Source organism: Micromonospora sp. NPDC048930 (assembly GCF_043197935.1).
GTDB lineage: Bacteria > Actinomycetota > Actinomycetes > Mycobacteriales > Micromonosporaceae > Micromonospora.
In genome coordinates this window covers 572766-589051 of record NZ_JBICUB010000001.1, presented here as the reverse complement: position 1 = coordinate 589051, position 16286 = coordinate 572766, and the positions used below count along the sequence as shown (strand labels likewise).

Annotated in this window: 2 protein-coding genes (1 of these 2 only partly in view); both read right to left on the bottom strand. The window is 75.3% G+C overall.

The genetic code is table 11. The features are described from left to right. Positions 1-13: 13 nt before the first annotated feature. Positions 14-10894: an SDR family NAD(P)-dependent oxidoreductase gene (locus ACGFI9_RS02710; RefSeq protein WP_393174131.1), complete on the bottom strand. Its 10881-nt coding sequence runs from the start codon at positions 10892-10894 to the stop codon at positions 14-16. 46 nt (positions 10895-10940) lie between these two features. Then, a protein-coding gene (locus tag ACGFI9_RS02705) for an SDR family NAD(P)-dependent oxidoreductase (RefSeq protein ID WP_393174129.1) crosses the window boundary here: on the bottom strand, positions 10941-16286 show its 3' portion. The gene runs 12459 nt beyond the window's last position; the window shows 5346 of its 17805 coding nt (coding positions 12460-17805); its start codon lies beyond the right edge, outside the window; it ends in the stop codon at positions 10941-10943.

The window sequence follows — 16286 nt, the reverse complement described above, 5'->3', positions numbered from 1 at the left end:
CAGTTCAGACCGGTCACAGGACCAGCACCTCGGCGTCCTCGTCGTCGAAGTCGTCGTCATCGGCGGCGATGACACTGCGCAGGGTCAGCTGCTGGCAGATCAGTTCCGCCACCTCCGCCGCCGTGCCCCCGCCGAACAGGTCCGCCGGCGGTACGTCGGCGGCGTAGTCGACCAGCAGCCGCTGGCGCAGCCGGACCGTGGTCAGCGAGTCCAGGCCGAGCTCGTTCAACCGGGTCCCGGCGAACGTGGGCCGGATCGCCTCCTGGTCGGCGGCGCTGAGCCCGAGCAGCAGCGCGACCCGCTCCAGCAGCCCGGCGAGCACCAGTTCGCGGGCCGCCACCGGGTCGGTCAGCGCCAGCACGGCCAGGTCCGGCGCGGACGGGCCGTCGTCCCCGCCGCCGGCCAGGTCGGCGGGCGTCACCTCGGCCAGCAGCCGGTACGGCCGGGCCCGGCCGGCCGCGGTCAGCGACCGGCGCCAGTCCACCCGGGCCAGGCCGACCACCGGCTCGACCGGCTCCCCGGCCGGCGGGGCGAGGAGCATGCCGAGCGCCGCCAGGGCCTCGGCGGTGGGCAGCGCGTCCAGGCCGAGCGCGGCCAGCCGGCCCAGCACGTCCCGGTCGACCGCCATGCCGGCCTGCGCCCAGGGCCCCCAGCCGACACTGGTCGCCGGCAGGCCGCGCGCCTGCCGGTGCCGGGCCAGGGCGTCCAGGAAGGCGTTCGCGGCCAGGTAGTTGGCCTGCCCGGCGGAGCCGACCAGCGCGCCGAACGCGGAGAACAGCACGAAGAAGTCGAGGTCGAGCCCTTCGGTCGCCCGGTGCAGGTGCCAGCCGCCGTGCACCTTCGGGTCCAGCACCCGGCGGAACCGGTCCCAGTCCTGCTCGGCCAGCGCCGCGTCGTCGACCACGCCGGCCGCGTGCACCACGCCGGCCAGCGGCGGCAACTCCCCGGCGAGCCCGGCCAGCGCGGTCGCGAGGGCGTCCCCGTCCGCCACGTCGACCGCCAGGCAGCGCAGCCGTACGCCCCGCTCGCGCAGCGCGGCCAGCAGCGGCGGCTCGACCGCCGGCACCCGCCGTCCCAGCAGGACCAGGTGCGCCGCGCCCCGGTCGGCCAGCCACCCGGCCACCGCCTGGCCCAGCCCGCCGAAGCCGCCGGTTACCAGGTACGTCGCGTCGGCGCGGAGCACCGGCCCGGACCCCGGCGCCGGCAGGTCGCGCTCCCGCAGCCGGGCCTCGTACCAGGCGCCGCCGCGCACCGCGAGGTGGGTGGCGCCGTCGGCGTCCACCACCCGGTCGAGGACCGTGGAGAGGGCCGGCGCGGGGCCGGCCGGGTCGAGGTCCACCTGCACGCAGCGCAGGTGCGGGTGTTCGGTCAGCACCGCCCGGGTGAGCGCCCCGAGCACCGCCTGCGCCGGCGCCGGCACGCCGTCCCCGGTCGGGGTCTCCGCGCCGGCGCTGCACAGCACCACGTCCGGCGCGTCGTCGCCGTACCCCCGCAGCACCTCGCGGAGCACGGCGAGCGCGTCCCGCGCGGTGCGGTAGGCGGCGTCGGGGCCGTCGCCCGGCCCGTCTCCCGCGCCGTGCAGCAGCAGGCCGCGCAGCTTGACGCCCTCGGCGCGGGCCGCGTCGACCAGCCGGGCCAGGGCCGCCTCGTCGGCCGGGTCAACGTGGACGGTGCCACCGCCGAGGGACGCGGTCGCCGGCACCCGGGCGCCGTCGGCGAGCACCAGCCCGGCGGCGGCGCAGCCCAGGCCGAGCAGTTGGGCGTGCCAGTCCGCGACGACCTCGGCGTCCCGGCCGCAGACCAGCCAGGTGTCGCGCGGGCCCACCTCGGCCCGCCGCGCCGGCCGGCCCGGCAGCGGCTGCCAGGCCACGTCGTAGCGGTGCAGCCGGGACCCGGCCAGGCCGGTGACGAGGGTACGCGGCAGCGCGCGCAGCCGGACGCCGGTCAGCTGGGCCACCGGCTCGCCGAGCGCGGTGACCAGGTCGAGGTCCATCGCCCGCTCGCCGCCCTCCGGTACGCCCCGGGAGCGGGCCCGGCACCAGACCCGGCGGGGGAGCCGGTCGTACACCTCGATCCGGTCGATGCCGGCGGGCAGCCAGAAGTCGTCCTCGCTGACCCCGAAGGCGGCGCCGACGTGCAGGCAGGCGTCGAGGACCATGGGGTGCAGGAGCCATCCCTCGCCGTCCCGTTCGGACTCGTCCACCTCGATCAGGGCGAGCGCCTCGTCGCCGGCGCGCAGCAGCCGGGTCATCGCCCGGTAGCCGGGCCCGTACTCGACGCCGATCCGCCAGAGCCGGTCGTAGAACCCGTCGAGGTCCTCGGCGGCCATGCCGGCCCGTACGCCGGCCAGGTGCAGCCGGGGCGGCGGGGGCGTGGTGCCGGCGTGCACGGCGGCGACGGTGACGTGCTGCGCCCACGGCGCGGACGGGTCGTCCGTGGGCCGGCTGAAGCAGCGCACCCGCTGCGCCCGCCCGTCCGGCTCGGCGCTGGCCTGGAGGGTGAGCGTGGCCCCGTCGGGGCAGCGGAGGAACTCGTCGAAGGTGATACCCGCCATCGTCCACCGGGGTTCCGGAGCGTCGCCCCGGGCGGCGGCGAGCGCCCATTCGACGAGCGCCGTCGCCGGGAACACCGCCGTGCCGAGCAGTCGGTGCTGGTCGACGACGCGGACCCGGTCGGGGACCACGGTCCGGGTGAACCAGCGTCCGGTGGTCCCGGCCACGTCCAGCGGTGTGCCGAGCAGGGGGTGTCCGCCATCGGGCTCGACCGCTGGCCGGGCCGGCGCGGGGTCGGGTGTGGTCGGCAGCCAGTGCCGGGTGTGCTGGAACGGGTAGGTGGGCAGGTCGAGGTGGGGGTGGCCGCCGGTGGGGCGGGCGGCCACGGTGGCGGCGGCCGCGAGGAGGGTGTGCTGGTCGGCCCGCTCCCGGTGCAGGGTGTGGACGGCGAGCGCCTCGGGCTTGGTGTGGGTGTGCAGGGTGGTGAGGGTGGCGTCCGGGCCCAGCTCCACGAAGGTCCGCACGCCGTGCTGGTCGTGGAGGGTGGTGATGCCGTCGGCGTAGTGGACGGGGGCGAGGATGTGCCGGGTCCAGTAGTCGGGGTCGGTGAGTTGGTCGGTGGTGGCGAGTTGTCCGGTGATGTTGCTGACCACCGGCAGGGTCGGCGCTTGGTAGGTGAGGCCGGCCGCCACCGCGCGGAAATCGTCCGCGATGGCCGCCATGTGCGGGCTGTGGAAGGCGTGGCTGACCTGCAGCGCGGTGGCCTTGCGCCCTCGCTCGCGCCACTGGGCGGCCAGCCGCTCGCACACGTCTCGGTCGCCGCTGATGACCACGGTCTGCGGGGTGTTCACGGCGGCGATGGTGACGCCGGTGTGGCCGGCGATGAGCGCCTCGGCCTCGTCGCGGCTGGCTTGGAGGGCGATCATGGCGCCGGGTGTGGTGACGCTGTTCATCAGCCGGGCGCGGGTGGTGACCAGGAGGGCGGCGTCGTCGAGGCTGAGCAACCCGGCGAGGTGCGCGGCGCTGATCTCGCCGAGGGAGTGTCCGGTGAGGTAGTCGGCGGTAAGTCCGAGCTGCGTGGTGGCCACGCGGTGCAGGGCGACGTGGAGGGCGAACAGGGCGGGTTGGGTGTAGGCGGTGCTGTCCAGCAACGTGGCGAGGTCGCTGCCGGGCTCGGCGAACACCACGTCCTGGAGGCGATGCTCCAGGTGGCGGTTCAACGCCTCGCAGGCCTGGTCGAACGCTTCCCGGTATACCGGGTTGGTGGCGTAGAGGTCGGCGCCCATGCCGGCGTACTGGCTGCCCTGCCCCGTGAAACAGAAAGCCACCTTCCCGGCGTCGCCGTTCGCGAGGGTGGTGGCGAGGTGCGGGTGCGGCTCGCCGTTGGCGAGCGCGGTCAACGCGGCGGCGAAGTCCCGGCGGCTCGCCGCGGTCACCACCGCCCGGTGCGCGAACCGGCTCCGCCGCGCCAGGGCGTCCGCCACCGCGGCGGCCGGTACGTCCTCGTGGTCGGCCAGCCAGCCGAGCAGGTGCGCCGCCTGGTCGCGCAGCGCGCGTTCGGTCCGGGCCGACAGCACCCACGACGCCCACCCGTCCCACGGGTCGGCCGGTGGGGTGGCCGGCTCCGCCGGCGGCGCCTCCTCCAGGATGACGTGGGCGTTCGTGCCGCTGATCCCGAACGAGGAGACCCCCGCCCGGCGCGGCTGCCCGTTCCGCCGCCACTCGACGGCCTCGTCCAGCAGCCGCACGTTGCCGGCGGTCCAGTCGACGTGCGGGCTCGGCGCGTCGAGGTGCAGCGACCGGGGCAGCAGGCCGTGGCGCAGGGCGAGGACCATCTTGATGATCCCGGCGGCCCCGGCGGCGGCCTGGGCGTGCCCGATGTTCGACTTGACCGACCCGAGCCACAGCGGCCGGCCGTCCCGGCGCTGCTGCCCGTACGTGGCCAGGAGCGCCTGGGCCTCGATCGGGTCGCCGAGGGTGGTGCCGGTGCCGTGCGCCTCCACCGCGTCGACGTCGGCGGGGGTGAGGCGGGCGTTGGCCAGGGCCTGGCGGATCACCCGTTCCTGGGACGGCCCGTTCGGTGCGGTCAGCCCGTTGCTGGCCCCGTCCTGGTTCACCGCCGAGCCGCGGACCACGGCGAGGATCCGGTGGCCGCGTTCCCGCGCCACGGAGAGCCGTTCCAGCAGCACCAGGCCGACGCCCTCGGCGAAGCCGAACCCGTCCGCCGCCGCGGCGAACGGCTTGCACCGGCCGTCGGCGGCCAACCCCCGCTGCCGGGCGAACTCGATGAACCCGGTCGGGCTGGCCATCACGGTGACCCCGCCGGCGAGGGCCAGCTCGCACTCCCCGCTGCGCAGCGACTGGGCGGCCAGGTGCAGCGCGACCAGCGACGACGAGCACGCGGTGTCCACGGTGACCGCCGGCCCCTCCAGGCCCAGCGCGTACGCCACCCGGCCGGACGCGACGCTGGTGGTGCTGCCGGTCAGCAGGTAGCCCTCGGCGTCCGCCGCAGCGCCGGGCCGGCTGACGTACTCCTGGTGGGTGAGCCCGGTGAACACGCCGGTCGGGGTGCCGCGCAGCGTGGTCGGGTCGATGCCGGCCCGCTCGATGCTCTCCCACGCGGCCTCCAGCAGCAGCCGCTGCTGCGGGTCCATCGCCGTCGCCTCGTTCGGGCTGATCCCGAAGAAGGCCGGGTCGAAGTCGGCGGCGTCCCGGACGAAGCCGCCCTCCCGCGCGTACGTGGTGCCCGGGGTGTCCGGGTCGGGGTCGTAGAGGGTGGCCAGGTCCCAGCCCCGGTCGGTGGGGAACTCGCCGATCGCGTCGGTGCCGGTGGCGAGCAGTTGCCACAGCTCCTCCGGCGAGGTGACCCCGCCGGGGTAGCGGCACGCCATCCCGATGATCGCGATCGGCTCCGCCGTGGCGGTCACCGCCGGCGCCACCGCCGTACGTGCGGCGGGCAGGTCGAGCAGCATGCCGCGCAGCAGCGTGGCCACGGCCCGTACGGTCGGGTGGTCGAAGACCAGCGTCGCCGGCAGCCGCAGGCCGGTGGCGGTGCGCAGCCGGTTGCGCAGCTGCACCGCCGTCATCGAGTCGAAGCCCAGGCTCTTGAAGTCCTGCCCCACGTCCAGGCCGGCCGGGTCGACGTGCCCCAGCACCGCGCCGACGTGCGTGCGGACCAGGTCGACCAGGATGGACAACTGGTCGTCCGCCGCGCGTCCGGCGAGCTGCCCGGCGAGCGGGGACGCCGACGCGGGTGCGGCCGCCGCGGCCTGCCGCAATCCGGCCGGGGCGAGCGCGCGCAGCACGGCCGGCAGGTCCCCGGCGCGGGCCCGGGCGCGGACCGCCGCCCGGTCCAGGCCGGCCGGCACCAGGACCGGCCGGTCGGTGGCCAGCGCGGTGTCCAGCAGCCGTACCGCCTCCGCGACGGGCAGCGCGGCGAGCCCGGCCCGGGCCAGCAGCCGCCGGTCGGCGTCCGACATGGCCCCGCTCATTCCGGTCTCGACGTCCCAGTAGCCCCAGGCCAGAGCGGTGGCCGGCCGTCCCTGCGCGCGCCGGTGCTCGGCGAGGGCGTCGAGGAAGGCGTTCGCGGCGGCGTAGTTGGCCACCCCGCTGGTGTTCAGGCTGCCCGCGATCGACGAGTAGAGCACCAGGTGCGCGTCGGTGAGCCGGTGCAACTGCCAGGCGGCGTCCACCTTCGGCGCCAGCACGTCGTGCAGTTGCCGCCCGGTGAGCCGGTCCACCGGCCCGCCGTCGGTCACCCCGGCCGCGTGGACCACCGCGGTGAGCGGATGCGCCGGGTCGACGCCGGCCAGCAGGTCCCGGACCGCCGCCGCGTCGCCCAGGTCCACGGCGACGACGGTCACCGCGGCCCCGAGGTCGCCGAGCTCCCGGACGACGGCGTCCGCGTCCGGGTGCTCCGGGCCCCGGCGGCCGGCCAGCAGCAGGTGCCGGACGCCGTGCCGGGTGACCAGGTGCCGGGCGGTCAGCCGGCCCAGCGTCCCGGTGCCGCCGGTGACCAGGACGGTGCCCTCCGGGCCGACCGGCAGGGCCGCGGTGGGCGCGACCGCGGCCGGGACCAGCCGGGGCGCGCGGAGCCCGCCGGCCCGCAGCGCGAGCTGCGGCTCACCGCGTGAGGCGGCGGTGCCGACCGCGACGGCGAGCGACCGGGCGCTCTCCGGGTGCTGGTCGGTGTCGACCACGACGATCCGGTCGGGGTGCTCGGTCTGGGCGGAACGCAGCAGGCCCCAGCAGGCGGCGCCGGCCAGGTCGGTGACCGGGTCCCCGACCCCGGTGCTGACCGCGCCGGAGGTGACCACGACCAGGCGGCTGTCCGACAGCTCCTCCCGGGCCAGCCAGTCCTGCACCGTGCGCAGCAGCGCCTCGGTCCGCCGGTGCACGGCCGCCGGCACGTCCCCGTCGTCGCCGACCGCCAGCGGCAGCACCAACACCTCGGGTGCCGCCGCGCCGTCGCGCACCGCCTCCGCCGGCGCGCCGATGACGGGTACGCCCGGCAGCCCGGCCGCGACGGGCCCGGTGTCCCCGCCGACCAGCAGCCAGGACGAGGTCGCCTCGGCGGGCGACGGCGTCACCGCCGTCCACTCCACCTGGAAGAGCCGGTCGGGTCGGGCGGCCCCGGCGGCGACCCGGGCCGCCGAGGTGGCCCGGGACAGCACCCCGGCCGCGCTGAGCACCAGCTCACCGGCCGGGTCGTACGCGGCCAGGGCCAGCCGCTCCGGGGACTGGCGGGTCAGGCGTACCCGCAGAGCGGTCGCGCCGGTGGCGTGCAGGCCGACCTGCTCCCAGGCGAACGCCTGCCGGACGGTGTCCCCGTCGCCGTCGAGGACGGCCAGCAGCTCCGGGTGCAGGGCGGCGTCGAGCAGCGCGGGGTGCACCGCGTACCCGGTGACGTCGACGTGCTCCGGCAGCGCGATCTCGGCGTAGCGGTCGTCGCCGGAGCGCCAGGCCGCCCGCATGCCCTGGAACGCCGGCCCGAACCGGTAGCCCGCCTCGGCCAGCCGCCGGTACGCCCCGTCCAGGTCGACCGGTTCCGCGCCGGCCGGCGGCCAGGCCGGGAGCGGCGGCGAAGCCGGCTCGTCGCCCTCGTCCCCGGCGAGCAGGCCGGTGGCGTGGGTGGTCCACGGCGCGTCCGGGTCGTCGGCGGGTCGGGTGTGGACCGCGAGCGTACGCCGTCCCGGCTGGTCGCTGCCGGTGACCGTGACCTGGAGGTCGGCGCCGTCGTCGGTGACGGGCACCGGCGCTTCGAGGGTCAGCTCCTCCAGCAGCGGGTACCCGGCGACGGTGCCCGCGTGCAGGGCGAACTCGACCAGCGCGGTGGCGGGTAGCAGGCCGGTGCCGGCGATGGTGTGGTCGGCGAGCCAGGGGTGCGCCCGGCGGGACAGGTGGCCGGTGAAGAGGTGTTCGCCGCTGGTGGCGGTGGTGATGGTGGCGGTCAGCAGGGGATGGCTGGTGGCCTGGAGCCCGAGCCGGCGCGGGTGGGCGGCCGGCGCGACGGTGGACCAGTACCGCTGGTGCTGGAAGGGGTAGGTGGGCGGGGTGGGGTGCGCCCGGTCGGTGCGGGGGATGAGGTGGGTCCAGGTGATCGGGTGGGTGGTGTGGGTGTGCAGGTGGGCGGTGTTGGTGAGGAGGGTGTGCCAGGGGTCGGTGTCGCGGCGCAGGGTGTGGCTGACGGTGGCGGACTCGTCGTCGATGGTGGCGGCGAGGAGGGGATGTGGGCTGATTTCGACGAGGGTGTGGTGTCCGTCGGCGCTGAGGGTCTGGAGGGTGGGGTGGAAGTGGACGGGTTGGCGGAGGTTCTCCCACCAGTAGTCCGTGGTGAGTTCGGTGCCGGGGATCAGCCGCTGCCGGGTGCTGCTGTAGAAGGCGGTGTCACCGGCCCGGGGATCGACGGCGACGGCGGTCAGCTCCCGGTGCAGCGGGTCGATGTGCGGGCAGTGGCTGGCGTAGCTGACCGGGATGATCCTGGCCGTCAGCCCGTGCTCGGTGAGGGCGGAATGCGCGGCCGCGATGGCGTCCGGCGCGCCGGAGAGGACGCAGGCGGTGGCCGCGTTGTGCGCGGCGAGGTGCAGCTGCGCGGCGTGCGCGGGCACCAGTTGCTGGAGCAGGCCGGGCAACTCGTCCGGCGTGGAGCCGGTGACCGCGAGCATCCCGCCGGTGCCCTCGATCGTCGTCAGGGCGCGGCCCCGGTGGGCGATGAGGCGGGTGGCGTCGTCGAGGCCGAGGACGCCGGCGGCGTGCGCGGCGGTGATCTCGCCCTGGCTGTGGCCGATGACCGCGTCCGGGGTGATGCCGTGGTGCCGCCACAGTGCGGTCAGGGCGGTGGTGACGGCGAACAGGGTGGGTTGGACGACGTCGACCCGCTCCAGGGTGGCCGCGTCGGCCCGTTCGAGGATGATGTCGAGGAGGTTCCAGTCGACGTGCGGGCGCAGCGCCGCGTCGGTGGCGTCGATGCTCTCCCGGAACCTGCCGGAGGTGTGGTAGAGCTGGTGGGCCATCGCCGGCCACTGGCTGCCCTGGCCGGGGTAGACGAAGGCGACCTTCCCGCCGGGCGTGGCTTCGCCGATGGTCAGGTTGTCGTGCTCGACTCCGTCCACCAGGGCGGTGAGGGCCTCGGACATCTCCTCGGGTGTCCGGCCGAGGACCACCGCCCGGTGGGGGAACGCCGAACGGCCGGCCAGGGCGTGCGCGACCCCGGCGAGGTCCAGGTCCTCGGCGTCGGTGGCCCAGTCGCGCAGCCGGCGGCCGTACTCCCGCAACGCGGTCTCGGTCTTCGCGGACAGCAGCCACGGCACCCACCCGCCACCGGGCAGATCCGTCAGCCGCACGCCGTCGAGGGTGGCCGCCGACGTGGCGGCGGCACCCGGCCCGGCCTGCTCCTCCCGGCCGCTGCCCGGGTCACCCCCGGCCGGTGCGGCCCCGCCGGCCACCGCCTGTGGCTGCGGCACGGCGGCGGCGGACGACTCGGCCGCCGGCACCGGGCCGTCGACCGGCGGTGCGTCGGCGGGCGCCTCCTCGATGATCAGGTGGGCGTTGGTGCCGCTCACGCCGAACGACGACACCCCCGCGCGCCGCGGGTGCCCGTTCCGCCGCCACTCGACGGCCTGGTCCAGCAGCCGCACGTTGCCGGCGGTCCAGTCGACGTGTGGGGTGGGCGCGTCGATGTGCAGCGATCGGGGGAGCAGGCCGTGGCGGAGGGCGAGGACCATCTTGATCACGCCGGCGGCGCCGGCGGCGGCCTGGGTGTGGCCGATGTTCGATTTGATCGACCCGAGCCAGAGCGGTTGGTTGTCTCGCCGGTGTTGCCCGTAGGTGGCCAGGAGTGCTTGGGCCTCGATGGGGTCGCCGAGGGTGGTGCCGGTGCCGTGCGCCTCGACGGCGTCGACGTCGGCGGGGGTGAGCCTCGCGTTGGTGAGGGCCTGGCGGATGACGCGTTCCTGGGAGGGGCCGTGGGGTGCGGTGAGGCCGTTGCTGGCGCCGTCCTGGTTGACGGCCGAGCCGCGGATGACGGCGAGGACCCGGTGGCCGCGTTCCTGCGCCACCGACAGCCGTTCGAGCAGGAGCAGGCCGACGCCCTCGCCCCAGCCGGTGCCGTCGGCGGCGGCCGCGAACGGCTTGCACCGGCCGTCCGGGGCCAGCCCCCGCTGCCGGCTGAACTCGATGAACGGGCGCGGCAGGGCGAGGATCGTGGCGCCACCCGCGAGCGCCATGTCGCACTCGCCGCCCCGGATCGCCTGGACGGCCAGGTGCATGGCCACCAGCGACGACGAGCACGCGGTGTCCACGGTGACCGCCGGGCCCTCCAGCCCCAGCGTGTACGCGATCCGCCCGGACGCCACGCTGCCCGAGTTGCCGGTGACCAGGTACCCCTCCAGGTCCGGGTCCGGTTCGCTCATCCGGGCCAGGTAGTCCTGCGAGATCACGCCGGCGAACACGCCGGTGGCCGTGCCGCGGAGGCTGGCCGGGTCGATGCCGGCCCGCTCGACGCTCTCCCAGGCCGTCTCCAGCAGCAGCCGCTGCTGCGGGTCCATCGCGGTCGCCTCGCGCGGGCTGATGCCGAAGAAGGCGGCGTCGAACCCGGGGGCGTCGGTGAGGAACCCGCCGTCGCGGGCGTACGTGGTGCCGGGCGAGTCCGGATCCGGGTCGTAGAGGGACTCCAACTCCCAGCCCCGGTCGGTGGGGAACGGGCCGATCGCGTCGCGCCCGCCGGCGATCAGGTCCCACAGCTGCTCCGGGGTGTCGATCCCGCCCGGGTACCGGCAGGCCATCCCCACGATCGCCACCGGCTCGTGCGCCCGGTCCTCCACCTCGCGCAGCCGCTGCCGGATCGAGCGCAGGTCGGCGGTGGCCCGCTTCAGGTAGCTGCGGAGCTTGTCTTCGTCGTTCATCGTGCGTCCCCCTGGTCGGAGCCGGCAGAAGCGATCATCAATCTGGTCACGACGGGGAACCGCCGAGTTCCTTGTCCAGCGCGCTGAACAGCTCCTCGTCGGTCGCCGACTCCAGGTCGACGACGTCGTCGAGGTCCGCGCCGGCCGGCCGCAGGGCGTCCAACCGGCGCAACAGGTCCCGCAACCGGGTCTCCGCCCGGCGCCGCTGCGCGTCGTCCAGCGCGGCCACCGCCAGCGCCGCCTCCACCCGGTCCAGTTCCGCCAGTACGGACGTCGGGGGTGCCGGCTCCGCCGGGGCGAGTTGCCCGGCGAGGTACTCCGCCACCGCCGCCGGAGTGGGGTGGTCGAAGACCAGCGTGGCCGGCAGTTGGAGCCCGGTCGCCGTACGCAGCCGGTTGCGCAGCTCCACCGAGGTCAGCGAGTCGAAGCCGAGGTCCTTGAACGGTGAGCCCTCCGGCACCGACGCCGGCGAACCCTGCCCTAGCACCACCGCCACGTGACCGCGGACCAGGTCCAGCAGCAGCCGGGGCCGATCTGCGGCGGGCAGCGCCCCGAGCCGCTCGGCGAGCGACCGTCCACCCGCCACCTGCTCCTCGGCGGCACGCCGGGTGGGGTTGCCCACCAGAGCGGTGAGGATGGCCGGCACGCGCGGCTGGTTGCGCAGTGTGGGGAGGTGGAGCTTGACGGGGACGAGGTTGGGGTGGGTGTGGGTGAGGGCGGTGTCGAGGAGCGCGAGCCCTTCCGCGGTCTCCAGGCCCAGGCTGCCGGCCCGGGCCATCCGCGCCCGGTCCACGTCGGTCAGATGGCCGGTCATCCCGGTCTTCTGCGTCCAGTAGCCCCACGCGGTGCTCGTCGCCGGCAGCCCGAGGTCGCGACGGTGCTGGGCGAGCGCGTCGAGGAATGCGTTCGCCGCCGCGTAGTTCCCCTGGCCCGGGGTGTCGATGGTCCCCGAGCTGGACGAGAAGAGGACGAAGTGGGTGAGGGGGCGGTCCCGGGTGGCTTCGTGGAGGTGCCAGGCGGTGTCCACCTTGGGGGCCAGGGTGGCGTGCAGGTCCTGCGGGCTGAGGTTGGTGAGGGTGGTGTCCCGGAGTGCGCCGGCGGTGTGGACGACGCCGGTGACGGGGTGTCCGGTCCGGTCGGTGTGGCCGATCACCTCGACGAGTTGATCCCGGTCGGTGGTGTCGCAGGTGGTGACGGCGACGGTGGCGCCGAGGCTGGTCAGTTCATGGACGAGGCGGGCCGTGTCGGGGTGGTGGGGGCCCTGGCGGCTGAGCAGGTGGAGGTGGTGGACGCCCCGGTGGGTGACGAGGTGAGCGGCGACGTGTTGGGCGAGGGTGCCGGTGCCGCCGGTGATGAGGGTGGTGCCGTGAGCGGTGACGGCCGAGGTGGGTCTGCCCGGCGCCACGGCGGTCTGTGGGGGGAGGGTGAGGGCGATCTTGCCGACGTGGCGGGCGTTGGCGAGGTGGCGGAACGCGGCAGGGGCGTGGCGGATGTCGTAGCTGCGGGTGGGCAGGGGTGGGAGGGCGCCGTCGTGGAAGAGGGGTTGGAGGCGTTGGTAGAGGGCCGCGATGGTGTCTTCGCCGCCGTCCATCAGGTCGAAGGCCTGGTAGGTGGTTCCGGGGTGGTCGGTGGCCCAGGCATCGGCGTCGCGGATGTCGGTCTTGCCCATGTCGAGGAGGCGTCCGCCGGGGGTGAGGAGGCGGCCGCTGGCGTTGAGGTGTTCGCCGGTGAGGCTGTTGAGGACGACGTCGATGCCGGGGGTGTGGGTGCGGTAGTGGTTCTCGAAGTCGAGGGTGCGGCTGTTGGCGATGTGGGGTTCGGTGATGCCGAGGCGGTGGAGGGTGGGCCATTTGGTGGGGTGGGCGGTGGTGTGGATGTGGGCGTTCAGGTGGCGGGCGACGTGGATGGCGGCGTGGCCGACGCCGCCGGTGGCGGCGTGGATGAGGAGGTGTTCGCCGGGTTGGAGGTGGGCGAGGTCGTGTAGGGCGTAGTAGGCGGTGAGGTAGGCGATGGGTGCGGTGGCGGCTTGGGTGAGGGTCCACCCGTCCGGGACGGGGGTGACCAGGCGGTGGTCGGTGACGGCATGGGGGCCGATGCCGTTGAACAGGCCCATGACGGACTGTCCCGGCCGCAGGTCGGTGACTGCGCTGCCGATCTCGGTGATGGTGCCGGCGCCTTCGCCGCCGATGGGGCGGGGGTCGTCGACGATGCCGAGGGCGACGACGACGTCGCGGAAGTTGACGCCGCCGGCGTGCAGGTGGACGCGGACCTCGTGCGGTTGCAGGGGTGCGGCGTAGTCGGGGCAGTGCGCGAGCCGCAGGTTGTCCAGACTCCCACCCGAGGTGGTCTCCAACCGCCAGGCCTCGCTGTCGGGCAGGGGTAGACCCGCCGTCTGGTGGGCGGGCTGGAGTCGGGGCACATGGAGACCGCCGTCGCGGATGGCCAGCTGCGGCTCACCCGACCCCACCGCGCGGCCGAGGGCGGCCATGCTCTCCGAGTTCCCGTCCAGGTCCACCACCGTGATCCGGTCCGGATGCTCGGCGAGCCCGGTGCGGAGCATGCCCCAGCACGCGGCGGCCGCCAGGTCGCTGACCCGGTCGTCCACCCCGATGCTCACCGCACCCCGGGTCAGCACCACCAGCCGGGTGCCGGCCAGGGCCTCCTCGGCCAGCCATTCCTGCAACCGCAGCAGCAGCGACTCGGTCGACCCGTGGGCGGCCGCCAGCACGTCGACGTCCCCGCCGTCGAGCGCCGGCCCGGCGCCGTACCAGGGCAGCACGACCGTCCGCGCCGCCGGGCCGTCGGCCGCGACGGCCCCGGCCAGCGCGGCCATCGTCGGGTACGCCGACACCGTCCCGAACGCCGCCGACCATCGCTCGACCGCGTCGGGGTCGTCGTCCAGCACCGCCACCGGGCCGACCTCGACGCCCTCCGCCGGGTCGATCGGCAGCCAGTCCACGTGCAGCAGCCACTGCGGATCCACCCGTACGCCGGCGCGCTCCGCGCCCTCGACCGGCACCTCCCGCAGCACCAGCGACCGGGCGTCCAGCACCGGCTGGCCGGCCGGATCGTAGACGACCAGGGCCGCCTGGTCCCCGCCCCGACGCACCAGGTGCACCCGGACACTCGTCGCCCGGGTGGCGTGCAGCCGTACGCCGGACCAGACGAACGGCAGCTGCACCCGGGTCACGTCACCGTCGGCGGCGAGGGCCAGCACGTGCAGCGCCGCGTCGAGCAGCGCCGGGTGCACGCCGTACCGGTCGACGTCGCCCCGGAGCGGCTCCGGCAGCGTCACCTCGGCGTAGAGGTCGTCACCCGCACGCCACGCCCGGCGCAGCCCCTGGAACGCCGGCCCGTACCGGTAGCCCAGCTCGGCCAGCCACTCGTACACCCCGTCGACGGTCAGCGGGTCGGCGCCGGCGGGCGGCCACTCCGGCCGGGCGGCCGGCGTGGGGTCCGTGGGCGCGGCGGCGAGGGTCGCGGTGGCGTGATGCGTCCAGGCGGTCTCGTCGCTGCTTCCCGAGGGACGCGAGTGGACGGTCAGGCCACGCCGGTTCTCCTCGTCCGGCGGGTCCAGCGTGACCTGCACGTCGGTCGGCTGTTCGGTGAGGAACAACGGCTGGTGCAGGGTCAGCTCGTCGAGGTGCGGGTGCCCGGTGCCGGCCCCGGCGTGCAGGGCCAGGTCCACGTACGCGGTCGCCGGCAGCAGGCAGCCGGCGGTGATGGCGTGGTCGACGAGCCACGGGTGGCTGCGGGTGGAGAGCCGGCCGGTGAGGAGGCGCTGTCCGGTCGGGGTGGCCAGCTGGTCGGTGAGCAGCGGGTGCTGCGGTCCGTCCGACCGGCGGGTGCGCCGCCCGGTGAGCCAGTACGCCTGGTGCTGGAAGGGATAGGTGGGCGGGGTGGTGTGGGTCCTGGCGGCCGGGAGCAGCCGGGTCCAGGTGATCGGGTGGGTGGTGTGGGTGTGCAGGTGGGCGGTGTTGGTGAGGAGGGTGTGCCAGGGGTCGGTGTCGCGGCGCAGGGTGTGGCTGACGGTGGTGGACTCGTCGTCGATGGTGGCGGCGAGCAGGGGGTGGGGGCTGATTTCGATGAGGGTGTGGTGTCCGTCGGCGGTGAGGGTCTGGAGGGTGGGGTGGAAGTGGACGGGTTGGCGGAGGTTTTCCCACCAGTAGTCGGTGGTGAGTTGGGTGGTGGGCAGGACGGTGTGTCGGGTGCTGCTGTAGAAGGCGGTGTCGCTGGCCTGGGGGTCGACGGCCACGCCGGTCAGTTCGGTGTGGAGTGGGTCGATGTGGGGGCAGTGGCTGGCGTAGCTGACGGGGATGATCCTGGCCGTCAGCCCGTGGTCGGTGAGGGCGGTGTGGGCGGCCTCGATGGCGGTGGAGCTGCCGGAAAGCACGCAGTTGGTGGGGGCGTTGTGCGCGGCGAGGTGCAGGTCGGCGAGGTGTTCGGGGACGAGCCGTTCCAGCAGGGTGGGTAGTTCTTCGGGGGTGGGGCCGGTGATGGCGAGCATGCCGCCGGTGCCTTCGATGGTGGTGAGGGCTCGGCCGCGGTGGGCGATGAGGCTGGCGGCTTGGTTGAGGGTGAGGGCGCCGGCGGCGTGGGCGGCGGTGATCTCGCCTTGGCTGTGGCCGATGACGGCGTCGGGGGTGATGCCGTGGTGCCGCCACAGTGCGGTGAGGGCAGTGGTGACGGCGAACAGGGTGGGTTGGACGACGTCGACCCGGTCCAGGCTGGCGGCGTCGGGCTTTTCGAGGATGACGTCGCGTAGGGACCAGTCCACCAGGTCACGCAGGGCCGCGTCGGTGGCGTCGATGCTGTGGCGGAAGACAGCGGAGGTGCGGTAGAGCTGGTGGGCCATGGCGGGCCACTGGCTGCCCTGCCCGGGGTAGATGAATCCGACCTTCCCGCTGTCACCCGCCTCGCCGACGGTCAGGTTGGGGTGGTCGGTGCCGTCGGCCAGGGCGGTGAGGGCGTCGGTGAAGTCGTCCAGGGTGCGGCCGAGAACGACGGCGCGGTGCGGGAACGCCGACCGGCCCGCTAGGGCGTGGGCCACGGCGGCCAGGTCGATGCCGTCCGCGTCGGCGGCCCAGTCGCGTAGCCGGCGGCCGTACTCGCGTAGGGCTGCGTCGGTCTTCGCGGACAGCAGCCACGGCACCCAGCCACCACCGGGCAGATCGGTGAGCCCGTCCGACCCGTCCAGGACGGGAACGGCGACCGGCTCGGCCCCGGCCGGGAACTCCTCGATGATCAGGTGGGCGTTGGTGCCGCTCATCCCGAACGCCGACACCGCCGCCCGCCGTAGGTGCCCGTTCGGCTTCCAGTCGACCACCCGGTCGAGCAGCCGGACGTTGCCGCTGTCCCAGTCGACGTGCGGGGTGGGGGCGTCGATGTGCAG

What these genes read in the sequence shown, in the direction of transcription:
- ACGFI9_RS02710 (WP_393174131.1), bottom strand. Translation starts at nt 10,894, where the DNA reads ATGAACGACGAAGACAAGCTCCGCAGCTACCTGAAGCGGGCCACCGCC.